Origin of the sequence: Stenotrophomonas ginsengisoli, from assembly GCF_001431485.1 — a bacterium.
Lineage (GTDB): Bacteria > Pseudomonadota > Gammaproteobacteria > Xanthomonadales > Xanthomonadaceae > Stenotrophomonas > Stenotrophomonas ginsengisoli.
Map to the genome: position 1 here is coordinate 149,125 of NZ_LDJM01000007.1, position 23,976 is coordinate 173,100.

The following is a 23,976-nucleotide window of genomic DNA, read 5'->3' on the forward strand; positions in this document are numbered from 1 at the left end:
AGGAATTGGCCGCATTTGCCCCCTTCTCCTTTATCCGTTCGTAACGTTATCCTGACAGCTTGTGCCGGAACCACCCATGCCCGGCCCCCGATCATCCGCAAATTTCTCTGGAGGGGGAAATGACCCATCAACGCACCTGGCTGGACAACTATCCGGCTGGCGTTCCGGCCGAAATCGACCTGGAACAGTACGCTTCCATCTCCGACGTGTTCGACACCTCGGTCAAGCAGTTTGCCGATCGCCCGGCCCTGTCCAGCTTCGGCAAGGAAATCAGCTTCGGCCAGCTGGATACCCTGGTCGAGCAGTTTGCCGCCTACCTGCAGTGCGAGCTGAAGCTGAAGAAGGGTGACCGCCTGGCGGTGATGATGCCCAACTGCATCCAGTACCCGATCGCCATTTTCGCCGCGCTGCGCGCCGGCCTGACCGTGGTCAACGTCAACCCGCTGTACACCGCACGCGAGCTCAAGCACCAGCTGTGCGACGCCGATGCCACCGCTTTGCTGGTGATCGACAACTTCGGCGATACCGTGCAGCAGGTCATCCACGAGCTGCCGGTCAAGCACATCATCACCACCGGCCTGGGCGACATGCTCGGCACCAAGGGCTGCATCGTCAATTTCGTGCTCAAGTACGTCAAGAAGATGGTGCCCGATTACCGCCTGCCCGGTGCGGTGCGCTTCAAGGCCGCGCTCAAGCTCGGTGCACGCCACCAGCGCCCGGCCGTGCAGTGCGACCACGAGGACATCGCCTTCCTGCAGTACACCGGTGGCACCACCGGCGTGGCCAAGGGCGCGGTGCTGACCCACCGCAACCTGATTGCCAACATGCAGCAGATCAGCGCCTGGATCACCCCGGCCGGCCTGGTGCCGGGCAAGGAGATCGGCGTCACCGCGCTGCCGCTGTACCACATCTTCTCGCTGACCGTTAACGGCCTGGTGTTCACCAAGCTCGGGGTCAAGAGCATCCTGATCACCAACCCGCGTGACATGGCCGGTTTCATCAAGGAAATCGGCGACAAGAAGATCAGCATCATCACCGGCGTCAACACCCTGTTCAACGGCCTGCTCAACACCAAGGGCTTTGAAGGTGTCGACTTCTCCGCCCTGAAGCTGTCCATCGGCGGCGGCATGGCGGTACAGCGCGCCGTGGCCGAACGCTGGCACCAGGTCACCAACAACACCCTGATCGAAGGTTACGGCCTGACCGAAACCTCGCCGGTGGTCTGCGTCAACCCGATCAAGGCACCGGAATACAGCGGTGCGATCGGCCAGCCGCTGTCCTCCACCGACTGCTGCGTCAAGGGCGAGGACGGTGCGATCCTGGCCATGGGCGAAGTGGGCGAGTTGTGCGTGCGTGGCCCGCAGGTGATGCGCGGCTACTGGCGCCGTGACGAGGACACTGCCAAGACCATCGATGCCGATGGCTGGCTGCACACCGGCGACATGGCGCGCATGGACGACAAGGGCCTGTTCTACATCGTGGACCGCAAGAAGGACATGATCCTGGTCTCCGGCTTCAACGTGTATCCCAACGAGATCGAGGACGTGATCGCGATGATGCCCGGCGTGCTGGAAGTGGCCGCGGTGGGTGTGCCCAGCGAGAAGTCCGGTGAAGCGGTCAAGGTGGTCATCGTCAAGAAGGACCCCAACCTCACCGCCGAGCAGGTCAAGGACTTCGCCCGTGCCAACCTGACCGGTTACAAGCACCCGCGCATCGTCGAGTTCCGCGACGAACTGCCCAAGACCAACGTCGGCAAGATCCTGCGCCGCGAGCTGCGTGACAAGCCTGCGGCCTGATTGCATTTGAGCGGTTGTTGCACCAAAAACCCCTTCCGCGAGGAAGGGGTTTTTGTTTGCTTCATCGCAGATCAGCGCGGAGCTTTTCCCGGTTGCACTTACGCTTGAGGCCTGATTTCAGGGCGCAAGGGTGATGTCATGCTGGATCGGAAGATGATTGCCGCGCTGGGCGATGTGCCGCCTGTTCGGGGTAAGCCCTACGGCCTGTACGCCTGGCAGAAGCGGCCGCCGAGCCAGCGTTCCAAGGATGATGCCGGATTGCTGGAACGCATCTGCCGTGCGCATGCACAGAGTCGACAGACCGATGGCAGCCCACCTGTGCATGCGGCGCTGAAGTAGCAGGGCGAGAAAGCCGGCCGGCGTCGCGTGGAGCGCCTGATGCGTCAACACCAGGTACGGACCTGGTCGGCACGTCTGTATCGCCAGCGCCCGGGCTTGAAACGCTTCCTGGCCAGCGTGCCAAGTCGCGCACACTTGGTCGAGAATGACCGCCCGAACAAGGTGTGGGTAGCCGATGTCACCTACCTGAAGGTGGCCGGGAGCTGGCGCTACGTGGCAACAGTGATGGATCGCTGCTCACCTCGCCTGCTGGGGTGGGCATTGGGCAAGAAAAGGACAACGTCGCTGACCCGCAAGGCTCTGGCGGCGGCGTTGCGCACTCGTCGCCTCGGGGTAAAAACCGTCTTCCATAGCGATCGCGGCATCGAGTTCATCGGTGACGATTTCAAGTTCCGCTTACGGCATGCTGGCCTTGTGCAATCGGCCAATCGCCCCCCAGAGGATGACCGACAACGCGCACATGGAATCCTGGAACAAAATAATGAAATCAGACCTCTACCACCGGTATGCGTTTGATACCGACCAAGAACTGTGTGCCGCGGTGCGTAGCTATGTGGATTTTCACAACCACCAACGCCTACACTCGGCACTGAACTACCAGTGACGCGTCCAGCTTGAGCGTGCATACGCCCAACCAACAGGCGCCCCACTTTTTCGAAGGAAGTCACCCACATACAAAGTTAAATGAAATTTACGATGGAAATAACCAAGCCACTCTATTGGCGCGGCGCCGCTCTCCCGAGGACGGGCGTTTTTTCTTCCCTTCTTGTACGGCGGGTTGGACCACCGAGCCGTCATGCCTCGCTTGAATATTAGAAGGGATATATGGCAATGGCCGCCTGGAATGGTTAGAAGGAGTACAAAGGGGTCAAGATGGTCATTACTGGTTATCGAGTAGTCATATCCCTGTTTCTCTTGTTTTTCTGCGCATGTGCCGCGTCGAAATCTCACCGCGCAGCCCCGAGAGAAAATTCAACACAGCCTGAGGTTGCCATGTCTGAAACCATAGAAACCACCCTTCCTCGACCAGAGATCGTCGAGAAGCAAATTTTGAAGGTGCTAGATGAGGCCAAGCCGCCGGGGAAGCTTGCAGTTGAGCAGTTGATAAAATTGTTTTCCTTGAATGATCAAGGTGTTGCCGATGATGAAATGGAATTGACGGAAGTCGTCCCTGGAACGGACTGGACGCAGTCGCTAAGCTTCTCAAGTCCCGCACCTGGAAAAAACGTAATCGAGTACTGGCTTGACCATCACCACCTGCATTCCGATGCATTGAGTGCGGATCTGACGCCCATCTGCAGCATGAACTTTGGAAGTTATCGGTCAGAGCTGATGGCCATGGGGTTCGAAGAGGGCCCGTCAATGCCTGACGGCCGCGAGTACGAGCGACATGGCGCGCTTAGCCACACATTCACTCGTAGCAATGTTGTGGTGGACATCCTTTCTCAGCGCGCCGTCGCGCCGACTGATGGCCCCCAAGACGCTTGCATCCTGAAGATTGAAATCCGATCAATCTAGTCACCACAGATAAAAGTGAGCGGTCATGGCAGCACCCAATCCGCAGCTACGGGCTGCTCTGAACCAATTCGCTAATGAACCCGGCGTCACGCCACAACAAGTCGCCGAGCTTCGTGCGGCGATTGTCGGAAACCCCTCCATTCTAAGCAATTTGAATGCAGATGCCTCTCAGGGGTATCTCAAAGGATTCAGTCTCGCACCGCCTGGAACCCCATCCATCGGACGGTATGACGTAACGACCGGAACAATGATTCTTCCGCCAGACGTTTTCACCGGCGGTACGTCTGCCAATTCCGATATGCGAGCTACTCTCCGACTCCAGGATATGAGCCTGCGCTTCTCGCAACTCCCGGGTGTCACGCCAGTTATGCACGACAATCTTCAGCGAACGATCAATGATTCTCCCGCGCTGGTCGATCAGTTCAAGGACGCAGTGCGCAGCGACCAAACAAATGCGCGACACCTGAGAAGCTTCGATTTGCATACGCAAGGAGTTGCCGGAGGTAGCTACAACCCCACAACACGAGCCATGAATCTAGTTCCTGCTTCACTCACGCCAGGCACTTTCGATCAATACAACATGAGCTTCGTTCTAGGTCATGAGATGGAGCATGGATTCAATCGCGCGGGGGTAGAACAGGCGAGAACAGCCTTCGATGCGCAGGTGAGAGCAATCGCATCCGATAGCAATCCAGTTAATGACTACACGACGCCGAGTGTCAGGATGATGCAAGTTCATCGTGATAATGAAGCCGAGGCGCATATAGCGGGATGGAATGCGATGCTGAGCTACGAGAGACAGCGTAGCGGTAACCCGAATGCAGGCCTGCAGGAGATGTGGAATAACGCGAGCCGCGGCCGTGTCGTCGATTTCCTCGGGCTGGACCCCGGCAACAATGCTGTGGCCAAGCCTGGAATCTCATTCAATACAGATGGCACCTTGTCGTCGACACCTGCCAACGTCGCTACCATGGGGCGGTATTACTTCGATCAGCCACCGGCAGGGACCCCAGGGATCCCGGCGCAGGATACTGCTAATCTTGGTCCTTACGGACATTCAGACTATGCCAACTTTTATGGTGCAGAGATCGTAGGCCGCGCCATCTGGGCTGAGCGCAACATAGGCATACCAAAGCATGGGAATTCTTCGCAGATGCATCTCAATCTGCAGCGCCTGGGCGTAAATGAAACACTGCTGGAAGAAAACGGTATCTACATTTCCTCCGGGTCGACCGCGTCGCAGGTTTACCACGATACCAGCACAACACCGTCCACTGTTAGTCGGTTCGATCACACTTACGATGGACCAAACAAAAATCAGCATGTGCCGATCGATGCGCCTGCCCTGGGATCGCCAGCCACCACGCCACCAGGTGAGGTAACACCACAGACACCCATGCCGGAGCCTTCGGCGATCCAGCAACAAGGTTATCGGCATGTCAGCAGTACACCGTCCGCGCTTCCAGTAGGCTTCGCGCCTGCACTACGCATCAAGCATGACCTCCGCGATCCCGACCAACCCGGGCATGCGGCCTATGCCAATGCATTGGATGCCGTGAGGCAGATGGAAGCAAAGCAAGGCATCGCTTCCGGCGAGCACACCGAAATTCTCGCTGCGCGGCTCACCGCGGAAGCCGCCGAGCGCAAGCAGGGCATCACCCACGTCGAGATGGGGCATGACGGCCAGATCAAGGTCATCGAGCGGCACTACGCCTTCGACGAAGGGCGATGCTTCAGTGTCAATGCCAGCGAAGCCATGAGCCAGAGCATGGCACAGAGCTCGGCGCGCTGGCTGGATGCGCGTAGCCCGCACTATAGCGTCGATCAACCGGCTGTGGTCCGTACCGAAGAACAGTGGCTCGCACTGTCCAAACTCAACCTTGCCGACCAAGCCATGTTCAGCGCCATTCGCGGCAAAACCCCCGCGCATATCGGAGACGACACCGTGGCACACGCGATGACCGAGGCCAAGAGCAACGGCATCCATGACGCCAGCCGCATCGATAGCGTGGCAATGTTCGGCAATAGCCTGCATGTCACCGGCACCATTCCCGGCTTTCGCGGTTCGGCCGACGTCACGGCGCCTGTTCCGTCGCTGATGCAATCAGTTTCCGTCAATGATTCGCAGAACCAGGAGTGCCAGCAGCAGTTGGCCCAAGCCCAGCAGCAGGAACAGGAGCGTGTTCAGGGGCAGGCCCGAAGCATCAGCATGGGCTGATGAGATTCCACATCAGGCAGTAGCTTCCAACTCAGGCGGCTCCACATAGGCAAGTGCCAAGGCTCCAGCCCATTGCTAACTGCTTCCCACACTAAATTCCGGATACGGGTTCTACCCCCGAAATCACGGACTGTTTGAAAAGAGCTGAAAACTTCTGGTCCTGCTTGACCCGGCGCCGTCGCACCCAGGGATTGTGGCAGCGCGCGATGTATTCGAATACATCGGACCTGGCGGCATCGAGTGTGGGATACGTTGTGCGGTAGATCCGTTCGCGTTTGAGCAGGCCAAAGACCCCCTCGCAGGCGGCGTTGTCGCCGCAGTGACCCACCGCACTCATCGAGCAGAGCAGGTCATTGGCGGCCAGGTAATCCTGGTAGTCACCGCTACGAAATTGGCTGCCGCGGTCCGAGTGCAGGATCAGTGGATGCCGCTCCTGCCGTTGCCAAACCGCCATCTGCACTGCTCTGATCACCATCTGCCGGTCCTGCCGATGATGCATCGACCAGCCCACAATGCGCTGATCAAACAGGTCCAGCACGACGTACAAATACAGCTTGGCCTGCTGGGTCTTGATCTCGGTATTGCGAACGCCCGGCGGTGTCAGTACCGGTTGTGCGCGATGACCACGCCGTTTCGGGCTAGGCCAGCCTTGCAGGCCGGCGACAGCCCTCAATCGAGCAACCCGATTTGGGCAGACCATCAGCCCTTCCTCGACCAGATCTTCGTGCATGCGGCCGGCACCCAGCGTACCCCTGCTGTCCTGATGCAGCGCATGGATACGACCCAGCAAGTGCTCGTTGTCGCGCTGTCGAGCACTGGGCAAACGCTTGCTCCATTCGTAGTAGCCGCTGGTCGACACCCGCAGGCAGCGGCACATCAGACGAATCGGAAACTTATCGCGGCAATGCTCGATCACCTGATACCTCAGGATGATCCCTTGGCAAAGAACGTCGCCGCTTCACGCAAAGAATCCCGCTCCTTGGTGAGCCGGGCCAACTCGCGCTTGATCCGGGCAACCTCCCCGTCACGCGGGCTCCCGGTGCCACCAAAGGCTGCTTTCCCAGTCGTCTCCGCCTCCCGCTTCCAGCGGGTCAGCAAGCTGTCACGGATGCCTAGCTCACGGGCCACCTGGGCGCAGCTGACACCTGGCCGACTGGCTTGTTTCACTGCACCACGCTTGAACTCAGCGCAGAACTTGCGACGCTTTGACACGAACTCTCCTCATGGCCTGAATCGGCCTTCTTGTAAGTGTCCGTGAAATCGGGGCAGCCCCATGCCGCGCCCATAAAAAAACCGGACGTGTTGGCCACGTCCGGTTTTCGTCAGCTCACATCAGGCCTGGAATCAGGCTTCCGGGCGCATGTACGGGAACAGCAGCACGTCACGGATCGAGCTGCGGCCGGTCAGCAGCATCACCAGGCGGTCGATGCCGATGCCCAGGCCACCGGTCGGGGCCATGCCGTATTCCAGGGCGCGGATGTAGTCGGCGTCAAAGTGCATCGCCTCGTCGTCGCCGCTGTCCTTGGCTGCGACCTGGGCAGCAAAGCGCGCGGCCTGGTCTTCCGGGTCGTTCAACTCGGAGAAGCCGTTGGCCAGTTCCTTGCCGTTGACGAACAGCTCGAAACGGTCGGTATAGCCCGGATCGTTGTCGCTGCCACGTGCCAGCGGCGAGACTTCCACCGGGTGGGCAGTGATGAAGGTCGGCTGGATCAGCTTGGCTTCCACGGTGGCCTCGAAGATTTCCAGCAGCAGCTTGCCCCAGCCGTAACCCGGCTTGACGCGGATCTTCAGGCGCTCGCAGTGGGCCAGCAGGGCATCACGGTTGGTGCAGTCTTCGGCCGAGATTTCCGGGTTGTAGTGACGCACCGCCTCGTCCATGCGCCAGCGGCGGAAGGCCGGGGCCAGGTCGATGGTGGCACCGTCCCATTCCACGGTGGTGGTGCCCATGACCTGGGCAGCCACGTCACGGATCACGCCTTCGGTCAGGTCCATCACTTCGGTGTACGTGGCATAGGCCTCGTACAGCTCCATCATGGTGAATTCCGGGTTGTGGCGGGTGGACACACCTTCGTTGCGGAAGTTGCGGTTGATTTCATACACCCGCTCCAGGCCACCAACGACCAGGCGCTTGAGGTACAGCTCCGGAGCCACGCGCAGGTACAGGTCCAGGTCCAGCGCATTGTGGTGGGTGGTGAACGGCTTGGCCGTGGCGCCGCCCGGGATGTAATGCATCATCGGGGTCTCGACTTCCAGGAAGTCGCGGTTGTCCAGCCAGGCGCGCATGGCGCGGATGATCTTGGAGCGCTTGATGAACACATCGCGCGATTCCGGGGTCACGATCAGGTCGACATAGCGCTGGCGGTAGCGCTGTTCCACATCGGCCAGGCCGTGGAACTTGTCGGGGAGCGGGCGCAGCGACTTGACCAGCAGGCGGATGCTGGCGGCCTTGACCGACAGCTCACCGGTCTTGGTGCGGGTCAGGCCACCTTCCACGGCGATGATGTCGCCGATGTCCCAGCCCTTGAACGCGGCGTAGCTGTCGCCCAGCGTGTTGGACTGCAAAAACAGCTGGATGCGGCCGGATTCGTCCTGGATCTGGGCAAAGCTGGCCTTGCCCATGACCCGCTTGGCCATCAGGCGGCCGGCCATGCGCACGCTGCGCCCGGTGGCCTCCAGGGCCTCGGCACTGAAGCTTTCCGCATCGGCGTACTCGGCCTGCAGGGCGCCGGCCAGCTGCTCGCGGCGGAAATCATTGGGGTAGGCAATGCCCTGTTCGCGCAACGCTTTGAGTTTGCCGCGGCGCTCGGCGATGAGGCTGTTCTCGTCGACGGTGGGGGCAGGCGCAGGGGTTTGGTCAGTCATGGCGTTGTCGTACAGGTAGTGTGGGGATGTTGCACCGCTGGCGCGGTGGGGGCGGCGGTGAGCGCCGCAAGTGGCAAGGCCACCGTTGCCGGTGGCCCTGCCCTGTGGTCAGGCATCGGAACGCTTGGCGCCGACTTCCAGACCGGCCTTCAGGCTGGCCTCGACGAACTCGTCCAGGTCACCGTCCAGCACCTTCTGGGTGTCCGAACGTTCAATGCCGGTGCGCAGGTCCTTGATCCGGCTCTGGTCCAGCACGTAGTTGCGGATCTGGGAGCCCCAGCCGATGTCCGACTTGGTCGCTTCCACCGCATCACGCTCGGCGTTGCGCTTCTGGATCTCCAGCTCGTACAGCTTGGCGGCCAGCATCTTCATCGCGTTGTCGCGGTTCTGGTGCTGGCTGCGGCCGGTCTGGCAGGCAACCACGATATTGGTCGGGATGTGGGTGATACGCACCGCCGACTCGGTCTTGTTGACGTGCTGACCACCGGCACCGGAAGAGCGGTACACGTCGGTGCGCAGGTCGGCCGGGTTGATGTTGACCTCGATGTTGTCATCCACTTCCGGGGACACGAACACCGAGGTGAAGCTGGTGTGGCGGCGGTTGTCCGAGTCGAACGGGCTCTTGCGCACCAGGCGGTGCACACCGGTCTCGGTCTTCAGCCAGCCATAGGCAAAGTCACCTTCCACGCGCAGGGTGGCCGACTTGATGCCGGCCACATCGCCACCGGACGCTTCCATCAGCTCGGTCTTCCAACCGCGGCTTTCGCACCAGCGCAGGTACATGCGCAGCATGATTTCGGCCCAGTCCTGGGCTTCGGTGCCACCGGCGCCGGCCTGGATGTCGACGAAGGCGTTGCAGGTGTCCATCTTGCCGGAGAACATGCGCTGGAATTCCAGCTTCTCCACGTGGGACTGGTAGCCGTCGAGGTCGGCAGCCACGGCCAGCGCGATTTCCTCGTCGTCCTCCATGTCGGCCAGTTCCAGCAGCTCGGTGGCCGCTTCCAGGCCATCAAGCACGTTGGCAATGCCGCCCACGGTCTTTTCCAGCATCGAGCGCTCACGGCCCAGCTGCTGTGCGTATTCGGGGTTGTTCCAGATATCCGGGCTTTCCAGCTCGCGGGTTACTTCTTCCAGGCGTTCTTTCTTGACATCGTAGTCAAAGATACCCCCTCAGCGAGACCACACGATCGGTCAGATCGGTGATTCGCTGGCGGATCGGATTCAGTTCGATCATGTCCGGCCAATTGGTTGGTCAATCCCGCGATTCTACCAAGTTGCGCCCTGCCCCGTTGTGCCGATATCCAAACCACCACGCAGCGGTTACGCTTCGCCTCAGATGATCTGCTCGCCAGTACCGGGCGACGTCGTCCGGATTTTTTCATCAATGTGAAGGAAGCACCCTTGAATATCCGATCCTCCACCCTGTCCCTCGCCGTGATTGCCACCCTGGCCCTGTCCGGCTGCGACAAACTGCCCTTGCCGGGCATCAAGCAGGCCACCGGCGGTGGCGGCAACAGCCTGAAACTGGACAAGGAGGCCCGTGGCGAACTGACCTCCAGCAGTGGCGTCAACTACAACGACGGCAGCCGCCACCAGATCTACACCCTGCGCCTGGAAGCCAACCAGGCCATCGAGCTGCAATTGGGCGGCGCGCTCAACGGCAGCCTGGCCGTGTACAAGGGCCCGTTGCTGGTAGCCAGCACCGCCAACACCCAGGGCATGGGCGAGGACGGCAGCCAGGCCAGCGCCACCAGCCTGGCCTTCCGCAGCACCGAAGCGGGCGAGTACACGGTAGCCGTCAACGGCGCCCAGGCCAGCGCCTACGGCCCCTATGTGCTGACCGCCAAGCCCATCGTGGCCTATGACGGCAAGCCGCTGACCCCGGGTGGCAATGCCATCGACTGGCTGATCAGCGAGTCGCAGGACTACAAGTTCACCATCGCCAACGCCGGCCTGTACGTGATCACCGCCGAATCGGCCAACTTCGACACCGTGCTCAAGGTCAGCGGCAACGGCGTGGAAGAGGAAAACGATGACGGCGGCAACGGCCTGAATTCGCGCCTGCAGATGTATCTGGAGCCGGGCGAATACACCGCCAACGTGCGTTCGCTGGCCGACACCCGAGGCTCGTTCAAGCTGGCCATTGCCAACTCCACCCTGGAAGCCGGCACCGTGGTGCGCGATGGCACCGAGCTGCCGCTGAACCAGCGCGTCAACGGCCTGCTCGGCAGCGGCGGCAGCCGCAGCTTCAACCTGGTCCTGAGCCAGCACAGCCGGGTCAGCTTCGATGCCCGCTCCAGCGACTTTGACACCGTGCTGGAAGTGTCCGGCAACGGCGTCAATGCCGAGGACGATGACGGCGGCAACGGCACCAACTCGCGTCTGGACCTGAACCTGGCCCCGGGTACCTACACCGTGGATGTGCGCAGCCTGGGCGGCAACAGCGGCAGCTTCACCCTGCAGGCCAGCGCGGCCAATGGCAACCTCAACCGCTCCACCGCGGCCGATGCCATCGAGGCGGCTGCCGCATCGGCAGACTGAGCCCTGCCGGCTACCGCAGCAAACAACAACGGGGCGCCAAGGCGCCCCGTTGTTGTTTCAGCCAATGCCGGTATCAGCGGCGGTTGACCGAGATCTGGTAGCGGCCGCTGCCATTGCCGTACATGGCCTTGGCCCGGATGGTGTACGCACCCGGCTGCAGCTGCTCGGTGATGCGCGAGTTCAGGCCATCACCGCCGTCATCATCCTCGGCCAGGCTGGCGCCCTGGTGCAGCAGCTCCAGGCCACTGTCCATGTCCTCCGAACGCATGTCGATGACATAGGTGCCGGCGCGATCGATCTGCACCTGGTACTCATCCACACCACCGTAGGAACGGGCGCTGCGGGTCTGACCCACGCTCAGGCGGCCACCACCGGCATCGGCCGGCACCGCACCCAGTTCGGCCTTCAGGGTGAACACACCGGTGCCGTTGTCGGCCGAGCGGGCCTGCAACTGGTACTGACCGGCCGGAACCACCGCACTCAGGCGGGCATTGAGGCGGTCACCACCATCATCATCGGTGATGTCCACGCCATTGCCGGTCAGCTGCAACAGGCTGTCGAACTCGCTGCTGCCCATGTCCACGCGCAGCATCTGCCCGGCCGGCACGTCGATCTGGTAGTTCACCGGCTGGCCGGTATAGAGCAGGCGCTGCTCCTGGCCCACGGCCAGCGCACCGCCGGTGGCCACCTCGACGCCTGCCGGCACCGGACGGCTGGCCACATCCAGGGTGTACTGGCCACCCATCTGGCCACTGAAGCCATCGGCACGCAGCTGGTACTGGCCCGGCTGCAGATAGCTGGTGATCATCGAATCGGTGCCATTGCTGTCGTCGTTGCTGGCATCCACGCCCTCGCCCTGCAGTGACAGCACGGTGTCAAAGTCGGTGGAAGCCATGCGGATCACATACAGCCCGGCCTGCTCGACCTGCAGGGTCAGCTCACGCGCCTTGTCGGTGACGTCGCTGATGCTGTCACCCACCCGCAACGGACCACCGTTGTAGGCCTGGATCTCGCTGGAATTGAGGGTGAAAGGACCGAAGGAACGGGCATCCTTGCCGCTGACCGCCACCAGGTAACGGCCCTTGTCGGCCGCGCGCACGGTCAGCACATTGCCGTTGCCGCGCTCGCCGCTGCGCGCCACCAGCTCGCCATCGCGCAGCACGGTGACAGTGGCATCCAATGCACCACCGACCTCGAAACGCACGGCCTGGTTGGCGCCCAGTTCCAGCTGGTACTGCTGGCTGCGCGTGCCATCACTGACATTGACCGGGCTGGCGCTGGTGATCTCGCCTCGCACCTGCTGGCCAATGGCCAGCGACAACGGACGGTTGGCCAGGGCCGGCTGCACGGCCAGCAATACGCCCAGACCGACGGCCCAGGTACCCAGGTTCTTGCTCATAGGACAATCCCTTGCTGATGACAGGCCGTACTGGCCCATCCACGCGCCATTATTGACCATATCGATTGCAAGGCCCAAGCACCGACAGGCTGCAACGCAGGTCCGAGCGGGCCGAAACCGTGCTGCACAGCACAATCAGGCTGGTTCGGCGTACTCGACCATCAGCTGGATGGCATCGCCACCGCGGAAATCATCCTCGGCCAGACGATAGGCAATACGCATGCGTTCGGACGGTGCATTGCCCTGCCAGCCACCGAACCAGATCGCATTCAAGCTTGCCCCACCCGGCGTGCGCAGGACCAGCTTCAGGTGGCGCTCCTTGAGCACCTTCCACTGCGCCACGACAAAACAGCCATCAAACAGCGGCTCCTCGAAGCCCTGCCCCCACGGCCCGGCCGCACGCAGGGCACGCGCATGGCCGGCGCTGTACTCGCCCTCTGCCAGCTCACCGTCACTGAGCAGCTGGGCCTGCAACTGGTGCGGCTGCAGGGTCCGCGCCGCCTCGGCCTGGAAGGCGGCGGTGAACGCGGCCAGGTGCTCCAGCGGCAGGCTCAGGCCGGCCGCCATGGCATGACCACCGAATTTTTCCATCAGCCGCGGCTGGGCCGCATTGACCGCGGCCAGCGCATCACGGATATGGAAGCCGGCAATCGAACGGGCCGAACCGCGCAGCATGGTGCTGCCGGGCTCGGCCGGGGCAAAGGCGATCACCGGCCGGTACAACCGGTCCTTCATCTTCGAGGCCACCAGGCCGACCACGCCCGGATGCCAGTCGGCATCGAACAGGCAGGCCGCCATCGGCACCTCGGCGGTGCCCAGCTGCGCCTTGGCAACCGCGCTCTCGGCCTCGTCGGTCATCTGTTGCTGCACGGCCCGGCGTTCGCTGTTGATCTCTTCCAGCGTCTGCGCGATGTCCTGCGCCTGGCGTGGATCGTCGCTGAGCAGCAGCTCGATGCCCAGCGCCATGTCTTCCAGCCGCCCGGCCGCATTGATGCGCGGGCCCAGGGCAAAGCCGATGTCACTGGCAGAGAGCTTGTGCGCCTCGCGCCGGCTGGTCGCAATCAGCGCCTGCAGGCCGACACAGCCCTGCCCGGCCCGCAGCCGGCGCAGGCCGGCGGCCACCAGGGCGCGGTTGTTGGCATCCAGCGGCACCAGATCGGCCACCGTACCCACCGCCACCAGGTCCAGCAGCACGCCCAGGTCCGGCCCCTTGCCATCGGCAAAGGCACCGGCCGCGCGCAGGTGCGCACGCAGGGCCAGCAACACGTAGAACATCACCCCGACCCCGGCCAACACCTTGCTCGGGAAGCCACAGCCGGGCTGGTTCGGATTGACGATGGCATCGGCCGGCGGCAGTTGCGCCCCGGCCAGATGGTGGTCGGTGACCAGCACCTGCCAGCCCAGCGCCTTGGCCGCAGTGACCCCGGGCAGGCAGGCGATGCCGTGATCCACGGTAACCAACAGGTCCGGCTGCAATGCGGCCAGCTCGGCCACCAGGCCTACCGACAGCCCGTAACCGTGTTCGATCCGGTTGGGCACGGCATGCACCACATTGCCGGCACCGAGCATGCGCAGGCCACGTACGGCCAGGGCAGTAGCGGTGGCACCGTCACAGTCGAAGTCGCCCACCACCAGGATGCGCTTGTGCTGGGCAATGGCAGTGGCCAGCAGCTGTACCGCCGCGTCCATGCCCTGCAGCCGGGCAGGCTCCAGCAACTGCGCCAGACGCGGCTGGGCGCTGTCCAGATCCAGCGCACCGCGGGCTTCATACACACGCTGCAGCAAGGCCGGCACCTGTGCCGGCCACTGCCCGGCTGCCGCCGGGGCACGCCGCACGATCTGCATGCGCGCCATCAGCGCACCACGCCGGCCTGCGCACGGCGCCACAGGCGCCAGCGTTGGCCACGGCGCAGGCGATAGACCAGGCCGTCGGCAAAATCCAGTTCCAGGCCGTCCAGCTCGCCCTTGTCCAGGGCTGCCAGCAGCGGCAGCAAGGCCTGCTCCATCACCACCTGGGCGCTGCGCAGATGGCGCAGGTCCACCAGTTGGGCGGCAGCGTCACCGCCAGCGGTCTGCGCCGCAATGGCCTGCAGCAGCGGGTCCGGGCTGCGCACCTGGCCGAAACGGCAGGCCACGCCGGCCGGCATCCGGCCCAGGCCCCAGAACCACAAGGAATTGACCGCGGCCTTGCCCTGGGCAGCACGCTGGCCGTTGACCGGGTGCTGATGCAACAGCACCTGGGTATCGCTGAGCAGGCTGCGCCACACGCGCCCCGGCTCGCCCTCGGGCAGGTGGTCGAACAGGTCATCGCCAAGCACCTGGTCGATATCGACGAAGTCAGGCAATGCCAGCCCGGCCGGCAGGCGCAGGTACCAGCGTTCCGGCGACGGGGTGGACAGCTGCATGCCGTGTCCGGCAAACACCGGCACCAGGTCCTGGGCCAGCTGCTGCGCCTGGTCTGCGTCCAGGGCCAGTGCCGGGCCATGGGCCAGCATGCGCACACCTTGCATGTCGGCCGCCACGTGGGCCGGGTCGGCGCGCAGCCACAGGCCATCGGCCGCATCGGCGGCATCGAGCTGGCGGGTCAGTGCGGCCACCGGCCAATCGCTGCCGGCAGCCAGTGCTTCGGGAAAATGACGCTGCAGCTGCCGGCGGCCATCGCCGCCGGGCAACTGCAGGTCCGCCCGGGCCAGGGCCCGGGCCAGGACCGGCGGCAACGCCGCGCCTTCGAACCGCCCGCTGGCGGGCAGCAGCAACGTTGCCGTGGTCATGCGCCTCAGTCCAGGTAGGCGACGGAGACGATCTCGTACTCGCGCTGCCCGGCCGGGGCGTCGATCACGATGGTGTCGCCTTCCAGCTTGCCGATCATGGCGCGCGCCACCGGCGAGGAGATGGCGATCAGGCCCAGCTTGATGTCCGCTTCCAGGTCACCAACGATCTGGTACTTCTTTTCCTCGTCGGTATCCACGTCAGCCAGCACCACGGTGGCGCCGAACACCACCTTGTTGCCGACGTTGAGCTTGGCCACGTCGATGATCTCGGCGTTGGACAGCTCGCCTTCCAGCTGCTGGATGCGGCCTTCGATGAAGCCCTGCATCTCGCGTGCGGCGTGGTACTCGGCGTTTTCCTTCAGGTCACCATGCTCACGCGCTTCGGCGATGGCCGTGATGATCTCCGGACGCTTGACCGACTTCAGGTGCTCCAGCTCCTCGCGCAGGCGCTGGGCGCCCTTCAGGGTGATCGGTGCCCTCATGCTTCCAGCTCCTTGTGCAGTTCCTGCAGCGACCATACCGGACCGGTGCCACGATGTTCCAGCGACTGTACCAGGGCCTTGGCGCCGGCCACGGTGGTGGAATAGGTGATGCGGTTCTGCAGCGCTTCGCGACGGATCGAGAACGAGTCGGTGATCGCCGCACGGCCTTCGGTGGTGTTGACGATGTAGCTGATCTCACCGTTCTTGATCATGTCCACGATGTGCGGACGGCCTTCCACGACCTTGTTGACCACATCGCTGGCAATGCCACGCTCGGCCAGCCAGGCAGCGGTGCCACGGGTGGCCACGATGCTGTAACCGGCGGCGACCAGGCCCTGCACGGCCGGCAGCACGCGCGGCTTGTCGCCATCACGCACCGAGATGAACACCTTGCCCACCGGCGGCTGCTTGATCGAAGCCGCTTCCTGGGCACGCGCGAAGGCAGCGCTGAAGCTGCGGCCCACGCCCATCACCTCACCGGTGGAGCGCATTTCCGGCCCGAGGATCGGGTCCACGCCCTGGAACTTGGCGAACGGGAAGATCGCTTCCTTGACCGAGTAGTAGGACGGGATGATTTCGGTGGTGGCGTCCTGCTCGGCCAGGGTCTTGCCGGCCATGCAACGGGCGGCAATCTTGGCCAGCGGCTTGCCGATGGCCTTGGACACGAACGGCACGGTACGCGAGGCACGCGGGTTCACTTCCAGCAGGAAGACCACATCGTTGCCATCGGCATCGGTCTGGATGGCGAACTGGGTGTTCATCAGGCCGACGACCTTCAGTGCCTTGGCCAGCTCGGTGACCTGGCGACGCAGTTCGGCCTGGGTGGCCGGCGACAGCGAGTACGGCGGCAGCGAGCAGGAGGAGTCACCGGAGTGCACGCCGGCTTCTTCGATGTGTTCCATCACGCCGCCGATCAGGACGTTGCCGTCCTTGTCGCAGATGATGTCCACGTCCGCTTCAACGGCCGCATCCAGGAAGTGGTCCAGCAGCACCGGCGAGTCATTGGAGACCTTCACCGCTTCGCGCATGTAACGGGCCAGGTCGGCCTCGCCGTAGACGATTTCCATCGCACGGCCGCCCAGCACGTAGGACGGGCGCACCACCAGCGGGAAGCCGATTTCGCGCGCCTGACTCATGGCCTCGGCTTCAGTGCGGGCAATGCGGTTGGGCGGCTGACGCAGACCCAGGTCATTGACCAGCTTCTGGAAGCGCTCGCGGTCTTCGGCCAGGTCGATGGAGTCCGGCGAGGTGCCGATCACCGGCACGCCATTGGCTTCCAGGGCACGGGCCAGCTTCAGCGGGGTCTGCCCGCCGTACTGCACGATCACGCCCTTGGGCTGTTCCAGCTCGACGATTTCCAGCACGTCTTCCAGGGTCAGCGGCTCGAAATACAGACGGTCGGAGGTGTCGTAGTCGGTGGACACGGTCTCCGGGTTGCAGTTGACCATGATGGTTTCAAAACCATCCTCGCGCAGGGCAAGCGCTGCGTGCACGCAGCAGTAGTCGAACTCGATGCCCTGGCCGATGCGGTTCGGGCCACCACCCAGGATCATGATCTTGTTGCGATCGGTCGGCGCCGCTTCGCACTCGTCCTCGTAGGTCGAGTACAGGTAGGCGGTGGAGGTGGCGAACTCGGCGGCGCAGGAGTCCACGCGCTTGTACACCGGACGCACCTTCAGGGCGCGGCGCAGGGCGCGTACGGCCGATTCGGTGGTGTTGGCCAGCTGGGCCAGGCGGGCATCGGAGAAACCGGCGCGCTTGAGGGTGCGCAGGAAATCCTTGTCCAGGCCATCCAGACCAACGCTGGCCACCTTGGCTTCCAGGGCGATGATCTCTTCGATCTGGTCCAGGAACCACGGGTCGATGTGCGACAGGGCGAAGATGTCTTCCACGCTCAGGCCGGCGCGGAAGGCGTCGCCAACGTAGAACAGACGCTCCGGGCCCGGGGCCTGCAGCTCGCGCTTCAGGGTGGCGATGTCATCGGCGCTGGACAGGTCCAGACCGGTCGGGTCAAAGCCGACCTTGCCGGTTTCCAGGCCACGCAGGGCCTTCTGCATCGATTCGCTGAAGGTACGGCCCATGGCCATCACTTCACCGACCGACTTCATCTGGGTGGTCAGGCGCGCATCGGCGGCCGGGAACTTCTCGAAGGCAAAACGCGGGATCTTGGTCACCACGTAGTCGATCGACGGCTCGAACGAAGCCGGGGTCAGGCCGCCGGTGATTTCGTTCTTCAGTTCGTCCAGGGTGTAACCCACGGCCAGCTTGGCGGCGACCTTGGCGATCGGGAAGCCGGTGGCCTTGGAGGCCAGGGCCGAGGAACGCGACACGCGCGGGTTCATTTCGATCACCACCACGCGGCCATCGCGCGGGTTGATGCCGAACTGCACGTTGGAACCGCCGGTGTCCACGCCGATCTTGCGCAGCACGGCCAGCGAGGCATTGCGCAGACGCTGGTATTCCTTGTCGGTCAGGGTCTGGGCCGGAGCCACGGTGATCGAGTCACCGGTGTGCACGCCCATCGGATCGAGGTTTTCGATCGAGCAGACGATGATGCAGTTGTCGGCGGTGTCACGCACCACCTCCATCTCGAATTCCTTCCAGCCCAGCACCGACTCTTCCACCAGCACTTCGGTGGTCGGCGACAGTTCCAGGCCGCGGCCGACGATCTCGATCAGCTCTTCGCGGTTGTAGGCAATACCGCCGCCGCTGCCACCCAGGGTGAAGGACGGACGGATGATGGTCGGGTAGCCAACGCGGGTCTGGATCTCCAGCGCTTCTTCCAGGGTGTGGGCCACGGCAGCGCGCGGGCACTCCAGGCCGATCTCGCTCATCGCCACGCGGAACAGCTCGCGGTCTTCGGCCATGCGGATGGCTTCGCGCTTGGCACCGATCAGCTCGACGTTGTACTTCTCCAGCACACCGTTGTCGGCCAGATCCAGGGCGCAGTTCAGCGCGGTCTGGCCACCCATGGTCGGCAGCAGCGCGTCCGGCTTTTCCTTGGCGATGATCTTCTCGACCGTCTGCCAGTTGATCGGCTCGATGTAGACGGCGTCGGCCATCTCCGGGTCGGTCATGATGGTGGCCGGGTTGGAGTTGACCAGCACCACGCGGTAACCCTCGTCTCGCAGGGCCTTGCAGGCCTGGGCGCCGGAGTAGTCGAACTCGCAGGCCTGGCCGATGACGATCGGGCCGGCGCCGATGATGAGGATGGTTTTGAGGTCAGTGCGCTTTGGCATCTTCGTACTCGAATGTGTGTGCGGCGATCCGCAGGTAGGCGGTGTCCGGTGCGGCGCGCAGGGCGCCAGCAACCGAAGGCCCACCGGATCACTCCGGCGGGCCTGGCAGGCATCAGGCGCGGGCGGCGGCCATCAGTTCGATGAAACGGTCGAACAGCGGCGCCACGTCATGCGGACCGGGCGAGGCTTCCGGGTGCCCCTGGAAGGAGAACGCCGGCGCGTCGGTCAGTGCGATGCCCTGGATGGTCTGGTCAAACAACGAGCGGTGGGTGACGCGCACGTTGGCCGGCAGGCTGGCCTCGTCAACGGCAAAGCCATGGTTCTGCGAGGTGATCATGACCTGCTTGCTGTCCACGTCCTGCACCGGGTGGTTGGCGCCATGGTGGCCGTGGGCCATCTTCAGGGTCTGCGCACCGGCAGCCAGGCCGAGCAGCTGGTGGCCCAGGCAGATGCCGAAGGTCGGCACCTTCTTCTCGATCAGCACCTTGATCGCCTCGATGGCGTAATCACACGGTGCCGGGTCGCCCGGGCCGTTGGACAGGAACACGCCATCCGGGTTGGTCGCCAGCACCTGGGCAATCGGGGTCTTGGCCGGCACCACGGTCAGCTCGACGCCGCGATCGGCCAGCATGCGCAGGATGTTGGTCTTCACACCGAAGTCGTAGGCGGTGACCTTCCAGGTCTTGGCCGGGGTGACGAAGGCATCGGCGTTCAGGTCCAGCGACCCTTCATTCCAGGCATAGGCCGCTTCGGTGGTGACCACCTGGGCCAGGTCCATGTTCTTCAGGCCCGGGAACTTGCGGGCGGCTTCCAGCGCCTTTTCCACGTCGATCTCGCCAGCCATCAGCGCGCCATTCTGGGCGCCGCGCTCACGCAGGATGCGGGTCAGCTTACGGGTATCGATGCCGGCGATGGCAACCACGCCACGCGCATTGAGCCAATCCTGCAGCGACACCTGGCTGCGCCAGTTGCTCGGGCGGCGCGGCACATCGCGCACGATCAGCCCGGCCGACCACACCTTGGCCGCTTCATCATCCTTGTCGGTCATACCGGTGTTGCCGATATGCGGGTAGGTCAGCGTGACCATCTGACGGGCGTAGGACGGATCGGTCAGCACTTCCTGATAGCCGGTCAGGGCGGTGTTGAACACCACCTCACCGACGGACAGGCCGGGCGCGCCTACGGATTCGCCCTCGAATACGGTGCCGTCTTCGAGAACGAGGATTGCGGGCTGGGTCACGGAAATCTCACTCTGGCTACCTGGGGAAGCCGAACCCACGCCTGTCAATCACGGAAAACCGGTTGCAAAAAAGCGCGGACGTTCGGTGCAGTACCGGTCCGGCTGACGTGTTTCGGCGAGCCGGAATTGTAGCGCCTGTGCCCCACAGGCGCCAGCGTCGGCACACATTTTCTATGCATTCATCAGTTGCGATTGAACTGCCTGAGTGAAGGGACGGGCCAAAAGCCGCCCGCCCCGTTGCCATTCAGGCCGTCAGCAGGTCGGCCACGGTGTAGCGCCCGGGCCCGCGCCCGGCCAGCCTGCGCGCCGCGTGCAGGGCGCCACGGGCAAAGATGTCGCGGTTGGTGGCCCGGTGCACCAGCTCGATGCGCTCGCCCAGGCCGGCCAACTGCACGGTGTGCTCACCGACGATGTCGCCGGCACGCAGGCTGGCGTAATGCGGCTGTGCCCCTTGCCCGGCCGCGGCCTGGCCCAGGGTCAGCGCGGTACCGGACGGCGCATCCTTCTTGTGCACATGGTGCGATTCGACGATGTCGCAGTCCCAGCCCTGCAGCAGCGCGGCGGCGCGGGCAACCAGATCGGTCAGCACGGCCACACCCAGCGAATAATTGGACGCCCAGACCAGTGGTGCACGCTGGGCCAGGGCGGCCAGCGCAACCTCGCCGTCGGCATCCAGGCCGGTGGTGCCGCAGACCAGTGCCGCACCGCGCTCGGCGCACAGCTGCGCCAGCGCAGCCACCCCTTCGGGCAGGGAAAAATCGATGGCCACATCGAATGGCGGCAGCCCGGCCAGTTCGCTGGCGGCAAAGTGCGGCACGCCCTCGATCACCCGTTGTGTCGGTGCGCGTCGGGCCACGGCGGCCACCACGTTCAGATCAGGCGCTTCGGCGGCCAGACGCAGCAGGGCCTGGCCCATCCGGCCAGACGCACCATGGATGACGATGTTCAGGGGGGCATGGGTAGTCATGCCCTCATGGTAGCCCGATTGCCGCGGCCGGCGAACGCCGGCAGGCACCCATCGACACCTGCATGGCGGCGCTTGCGCTGTCGCAGCCGGCGCCCGCCCTGCCGGCCCAAGACACGGCAAGACCGGCGCAACAACATGATGCCGGCCAGCGCGCACCCCGCTTGCGGCCGGCCGGCGCCGTGCCCGGAACAGAAAACCGGCCATGCGGCCGGTTTCTGGTTTGCCTCAATGCTGCTTGGGCGTGGACGGCCCGCAGCTGTCACAGCCGCCACAGGCCCCGCCCTGCCCGGCGGCGGGCGGGGCAATGGCCCGGCCCAGCCGCTGCAGCGCCGGTGCCCGGCCATCGCGCACCAGCCACAAGGCCAGTGCACCGCGCAGGCGCCGCTCCAGCCCCGGCGCACGCTTGCGCACCACCACCACCAGGCTGATCAGCGCAGCGGCGGCAATGATGGCGTACTGCCAGGCCAGCGAGGCGTCCATGCTCAGCCCCAGCCCAGCGCGCGGGCGCCCTGGTAGGTCAGCAGGGCCATGCCGTAGGCCAGGCCGAACAGGTAGCCGGTGGCAATGGCGGTCTGCTTCCAGCTGTTGGTCTCACGCTTGATCGTGGCCAGGGTGGACACACACATCGGCGCATAGATGAACCACACCAGCAGCGACAGGCCGGTGGCCAGCGACCAGCCATCGGCAATCACCGGGGTCAGCGCATCGATGGCGGCATCGTCATCGGCAGCCGACAAGGCGTAGATGGTGGCCAGCGAGGACACCGCCACTTCGCGCGCACCCATGCCCGGGATCAGGGCGATGCAGATCTGCCAGTTGAAACCCAACGGGGCAAAGAGCACGGCCATGGCATGGCCGATCTGGCCGGCAAAGCTGTAGTCGATGGCCGGCATGGTGGCGTTCTCCGGCGCACCGGGGAAGGTCAGCAGCACCCACAACAGGATGGTCAGGGCCAGGATGATGCCGCCCACGCGCTTGAGGAAGATCATGCCGCGCTCGTAAAGGCCGACCAGCAGATCACGCGGGTGCGGGATGCGGTAGGACGGCAGTTCCAGCAGCAGCGGATGCTCGCGCTTGTCGCGGCGCCACTTCTTCATCACCCAGCTCACCAGCAGCGCCGAGGCAATGCCGGCGGCATACAGACCGAACAGGACCAGGCCCTGCAGGTTGAACAGGCCCACATCACGGGCCGGGATGAACGCAGCGATCAGCAGCGCATACACCGGCAAACGGGCCGAACAGGTCATCAGCGGCGCCACCAGAATGGTGGCCAGGCGATCACGCGGGTCCTGGATGGAACGGGTGGACATGATCCCCGGCACCGCGCAGGCAAAGCTGGACAGCAGCGGGATGAACGAACGCCCGGACAGGCCGGCGGCGGCCATCATGCGGTCCAGCAGGAAGGCCGCACGCGGCAGGTAGCCCGATTCCTCCAGCGCCAGGATGAAGGCGAACAGGATCAGGATCTGCGGCAGGAAGATGATCACCCCGCCCAGGCCGGCAATGATGCCATCGCTGACCAGGCTGGCCAGCGGCCCTTCGGGCAGGGTGGCCGAGGCCCACTCGCCCAGCGCGCCGGTGCCTGCATCGATCAGGTCCATCAACGGCGTGGCCCAGGCATACACCGCCTGGAAGATCAGGAACATGGTCACGGCCAGTGCCAGCAGGCCGAACACCGGGTGCAGCAGCCAGCGGTCCAGGGCGTCGTCGATCTTCGCCGTGCGGGTGGGCATGACCACCGCCGCATCCAGGATGTCGCGCACCTGGGCATGCACATCGGCAGCGCCCTCGGCCTGCACCGGGGCGGCGGCATGGCCGGCATGGCCATCAATCCACGCCACCAGCTCACGCGCACCGTTCTTGTTCACCGCCACCGTCTCGATCACCGGCACGCCGATGGCCGCCTGCAGAGCCGGCACGTCAATGGCAATGCCACGCTTGCGCGCCGCATCGACCATGTTCAGGGCCAGCACCATCGGCTTGCCCAGCGCGCGCAGCTCCAGGGCAAAGCGCAGGTGCAGGCGCAGGTTGGTGGCATCGACCACGCAGACCAGCACATCCGGGGCAGCCTCGCCCGGGTAGAAACCGCGCAGCACGTCGCGGGTGACCGCCTCGTCCAGGCTGGCCGGGTCCAGCGAATAGGCGCCGGGCAAATCCAGCACCGCGTATTCGGTGCCCGACGGCCCACGCAGGCGGCCTTCCTTGCGCTCGACGGTGACACCGGTGTAGTTGGCCACCTTCTGGCGGCTGCCGGTGAGCTGGTTGAACAGGGCGGTCTTGCCGCAGTTGGGGTTGCCGACCAGGGCCAGGCGCAGGGGCGCGGTGGAGCTCATGCCGCCACCTCCACCTGGACCCGGGCCGCCTCGCTCAGGCGCAGGGCAAAACGGGTGTAACCGACCTGGATCAGCACCGGCTCACCGCCGATCGGTCCACGTGCGACCACGCTGACCTGCTCGCCGGGAACAAACCCCAGTTCGCGCAGGCGGCGGGCAATGGTGTCATTGGGCAGGGCGTCCACCACCGCAGTCACGTTCGCGGGGCGGTGCAAGGCAAGCTCGGACAACGTCACAGGCACAGTTCCGGGTCAAAGATAAGAATAGTTAT

General features: G+C 64.2%; 20 protein-coding genes. 7 read left to right on the forward strand and 13 right to left on the reverse strand.

Translation table 11 applies throughout. From position 1 onward, the window contains the following. The first annotated feature begins 119 nt into the window (after window positions 1-119). The 6 genes from ABB30_RS02750 to ABB30_RS16645 all read left to right on the forward strand — a co-directional run bounded on the left by ABB30_RS02750 (window position 120) and on the right by ABB30_RS16645 (window position 5,871). Entirely contained in the window at window positions 120-1,796 is a 1,677-nt protein-coding gene (locus ABB30_RS02750; RefSeq protein ID WP_057636774.1) for an AMP-binding protein, read from the forward strand. A gap of 153 nt (window positions 1,797-1,949) precedes the next feature. Next, the gene (locus tag ABB30_RS16055) at window positions 1,950-2,135 is read left to right on the forward strand and encodes a hypothetical protein (protein WP_152980512.1); all 186 of its coding nucleotides are present in this window, start codon (window positions 1,950-1,952) and stop codon (window positions 2,133-2,135) included. Window positions 2,136-2,174: 39 nt separating this feature from the next. After that, on the forward strand, window positions 2,175-2,651 hold the full coding sequence (locus ABB30_RS16060; RefSeq protein ID WP_152980513.1) for a DDE-type integrase/transposase/recombinase: 477 nt from the start codon (window positions 2,175-2,177) through the stop codon (window positions 2,649-2,651). Beyond that, window positions 2,617-2,739 carry an IS3 family transposase gene (locus ABB30_RS16910; RefSeq protein ID WP_161808817.1) on the forward strand — a complete coding sequence of 41 codons (123 nt, stop codon included), beginning with the start codon at window positions 2,617-2,619 and terminating at the stop codon, window positions 2,737-2,739. Before ABB30_RS16060 ends, ABB30_RS16910 begins: the two co-directional genes overlap by 35 nt. Before the next feature lie 389 nt (window positions 2,740-3,128). Next, on the forward strand, window positions 3,129-3,653 hold the full coding sequence (locus tag ABB30_RS02760; protein WP_057636775.1) for a hypothetical protein: 525 nt from the start codon (window positions 3,129-3,131) through the stop codon (window positions 3,651-3,653). 25 nt (window positions 3,654-3,678) lie between these two features. Beyond that, a complete protein-coding gene (locus tag ABB30_RS16645; RefSeq protein ID WP_211263436.1) occupies window positions 3,679-5,871 on the forward strand; it encodes an XVIPCD domain-containing protein in 2,193 nt (730 codons plus the stop codon). Window positions 5,872-5,962: 91 nt separating this feature from the next. Here the strand turns inward: ABB30_RS16645 and ABB30_RS02770 are convergent. The 3 genes from ABB30_RS02770 to prfB form a co-directional block, all read right to left on the reverse strand. Beyond that, window positions 5,963-7,083, reverse strand: a protein-coding gene (locus tag ABB30_RS02770; protein WP_425477367.1) for an IS3 family transposase whose coding sequence is annotated in 2 segments (ribosomal slippage) — window positions 5,963-6,831 and window positions 6,831-7,083 — 1,122 coding nt in all. Because the reading frame shifts where the segments join, the coding sequence is not laid out codon by codon here. A gap of 132 nt (window positions 7,084-7,215) precedes the next feature. Next, entirely contained in the window at window positions 7,216-8,733 is a 1,518-nt protein-coding gene (gene lysS / locus ABB30_RS02775) for a lysine--tRNA ligase (protein WP_057636778.1), read from the reverse strand. 108 nt (window positions 8,734-8,841) lie between these two features. Continuing rightward, window positions 8,842-9,967 (reverse strand): peptide chain release factor 2 gene (gene prfB / locus ABB30_RS02780; protein WP_152980515.1). Its coding sequence is split into 2 segments (ribosomal slippage): window positions 8,842-9,891 and window positions 9,893-9,967, totalling 1,125 coding nucleotides; the frame shifts between segments, so codons are not numbered across the junction. Window positions 9,968-10,134: 167 nt separating this feature from the next. Between prfB and ABB30_RS02785 the strand changes: the two genes are divergently transcribed. Continuing rightward, a complete protein-coding gene (locus tag ABB30_RS02785; protein WP_152980516.1) occupies window positions 10,135-11,274 on the forward strand; it encodes an ABC transporter substrate-binding protein in 1,140 nt (379 codons plus the stop codon). A gap of 73 nt (window positions 11,275-11,347) precedes the next feature. Here the strand turns inward: ABB30_RS02785 and ABB30_RS02790 are convergent, their stop codons facing one another. The 10 genes from ABB30_RS02790 to ABB30_RS02835 all read right to left on the reverse strand — a co-directional run bounded on the left by ABB30_RS02790 (window position 11,348) and on the right by ABB30_RS02835 (window position 23,941). Continuing rightward, window positions 11,348-12,673 carry a hypothetical protein gene (locus ABB30_RS02790; RefSeq protein ID WP_057636779.1) on the reverse strand — a complete coding sequence of 442 codons (1,326 nt, stop codon included), beginning with the start codon at window positions 12,671-12,673 and terminating at the stop codon, window positions 11,348-11,350. Window positions 12,674-12,808: 135 nt separating this feature from the next. Continuing rightward, a complete protein-coding gene (recJ, locus tag ABB30_RS02795; RefSeq protein WP_083489642.1) occupies window positions 12,809-14,527 on the reverse strand; it encodes a single-stranded-DNA-specific exonuclease RecJ in 1,719 nt (572 codons plus the stop codon). Then, complete coding sequence (locus ABB30_RS02800) at window positions 14,527-15,444, reverse strand: hypothetical protein (protein ID WP_057636780.1); 918 nt, start codon at window positions 15,442-15,444, stop codon at window positions 14,527-14,529. Before ABB30_RS02800 ends, recJ begins: the two co-directional genes overlap by 1 nt. A gap of 5 nt (window positions 15,445-15,449) precedes the next feature. Further along, window positions 15,450-15,914 carry a transcription elongation factor GreA gene (gene greA / locus ABB30_RS02805; RefSeq protein ID WP_211263439.1) on the reverse strand — a complete coding sequence of 155 codons (465 nt, stop codon included), beginning with the start codon at window positions 15,912-15,914 and terminating at the stop codon, window positions 15,450-15,452. An 8-nt stretch (window positions 15,915-15,922) separates the two neighbouring features. Then, on the reverse strand, window positions 15,923-19,165 hold the full coding sequence (carB, locus tag ABB30_RS02810; RefSeq protein WP_057636782.1) for a carbamoyl-phosphate synthase large subunit: 3,243 nt from the start codon (window positions 19,163-19,165) through the stop codon (window positions 15,923-15,925). 112 nt (window positions 19,166-19,277) lie between these two features. Next, complete coding sequence (carA, locus tag ABB30_RS02815; protein WP_057636783.1) at window positions 19,278-20,405, reverse strand: glutamine-hydrolyzing carbamoyl-phosphate synthase small subunit; 1,128 nt, start codon at window positions 20,403-20,405, stop codon at window positions 19,278-19,280. Window positions 20,406-20,649: 244 nt separating this feature from the next. Next, window positions 20,650-21,372 carry a 4-hydroxy-tetrahydrodipicolinate reductase gene (gene dapB / locus ABB30_RS02820; protein WP_057636784.1) on the reverse strand — a complete coding sequence of 241 codons (723 nt, stop codon included), beginning with the start codon at window positions 21,370-21,372 and terminating at the stop codon, window positions 20,650-20,652. Between the two features lie 225 nt (window positions 21,373-21,597). Further along, complete coding sequence (locus tag ABB30_RS02825) at window positions 21,598-21,852, reverse strand: DUF6587 family protein (protein ID WP_057636785.1); 255 nt, start codon at window positions 21,850-21,852, stop codon at window positions 21,598-21,600. A 2-nt stretch (window positions 21,853-21,854) separates the two neighbouring features. Continuing rightward, on the reverse strand, window positions 21,855-23,705 hold the full coding sequence (gene feoB / locus ABB30_RS02830; protein ID WP_057636786.1) for a ferrous iron transporter B: 1,851 nt from the start codon (window positions 23,703-23,705) through the stop codon (window positions 21,855-21,857). Beyond that, complete coding sequence (locus ABB30_RS02835; RefSeq protein WP_057636787.1) at window positions 23,702-23,941, reverse strand: FeoA family protein; 240 nt, start codon at window positions 23,939-23,941, stop codon at window positions 23,702-23,704. The genes feoB and ABB30_RS02835 overlap by 4 nt, the downstream gene beginning before the upstream one ends. Between the last annotated feature and the right edge of the window lie 35 nt (window positions 23,942-23,976).

What these genes read in the sequence shown, in the direction of transcription:
- ABB30_RS02750 (WP_057636774.1), top strand. Translation starts at nt 120, where the DNA reads ATGACCCATCAACGCACCTGGCTGGACAACTATCCGGCTGGCGTTCCG.
- ABB30_RS16055 (WP_152980512.1), top strand. Translation starts at nt 1,950, where the DNA reads ATGATTGCCGCGCTGGGCGATGTGCCGCCTGTTCGGGGTAAGCCCTAC.
- ABB30_RS16060 (WP_152980513.1), top strand. Translation starts at nt 2,175, where the DNA reads ATGCGTCAACACCAGGTACGGACCTGGTCGGCACGTCTGTATCGCCAG.
- ABB30_RS16910 (WP_161808817.1), top strand. Translation starts at nt 2,617, where the DNA reads ATGAAATCAGACCTCTACCACCGGTATGCGTTTGATACCGACCAAGAA.
- ABB30_RS02760 (WP_057636775.1), top strand. Translation starts at nt 3,129, where the DNA reads ATGTCTGAAACCATAGAAACCACCCTTCCTCGACCAGAGATCGTCGAG.
- ABB30_RS16645 (WP_211263436.1), top strand. Translation starts at nt 3,679, where the DNA reads ATGGCAGCACCCAATCCGCAGCTACGGGCTGCTCTGAACCAATTCGCT.
- lysS (WP_057636778.1), bottom strand. Translation starts at nt 8,733, where the DNA reads ATGACTGACCAAACCCCTGCGCCTGCCCCCACCGTCGACGAGAACAGC.
- ABB30_RS02790 (WP_057636779.1), bottom strand. Translation starts at nt 12,673, where the DNA reads ATGAGCAAGAACCTGGGTACCTGGGCCGTCGGTCTGGGCGTATTGCTG.
- recJ (WP_083489642.1), bottom strand. Translation starts at nt 14,527, where the DNA reads ATGGCGCGCATGCAGATCGTGCGGCGTGCCCCGGCGGCAGCCGGGCAG.
- ABB30_RS02800 (WP_057636780.1), bottom strand. Translation starts at nt 15,444, where the DNA reads ATGACCACGGCAACGTTGCTGCTGCCCGCCAGCGGGCGGTTCGAAGGC.
- carB (WP_057636782.1), bottom strand. Translation starts at nt 19,165, where the DNA reads ATGCCAAAGCGCACTGACCTCAAAACCATCCTCATCATCGGCGCCGGC.
- dapB (WP_057636784.1), bottom strand. Translation starts at nt 21,372, where the DNA reads ATGACTACCCATGCCCCCCTGAACATCGTCATCCATGGTGCGTCTGGC.
- ABB30_RS02825 (WP_057636785.1), bottom strand. Translation starts at nt 21,852, where the DNA reads ATGGACGCCTCGCTGGCCTGGCAGTACGCCATCATTGCCGCCGCTGCG.
- feoB (WP_057636786.1), bottom strand. Translation starts at nt 23,705, where the DNA reads ATGAGCTCCACCGCGCCCCTGCGCCTGGCCCTGGTCGGCAACCCCAAC.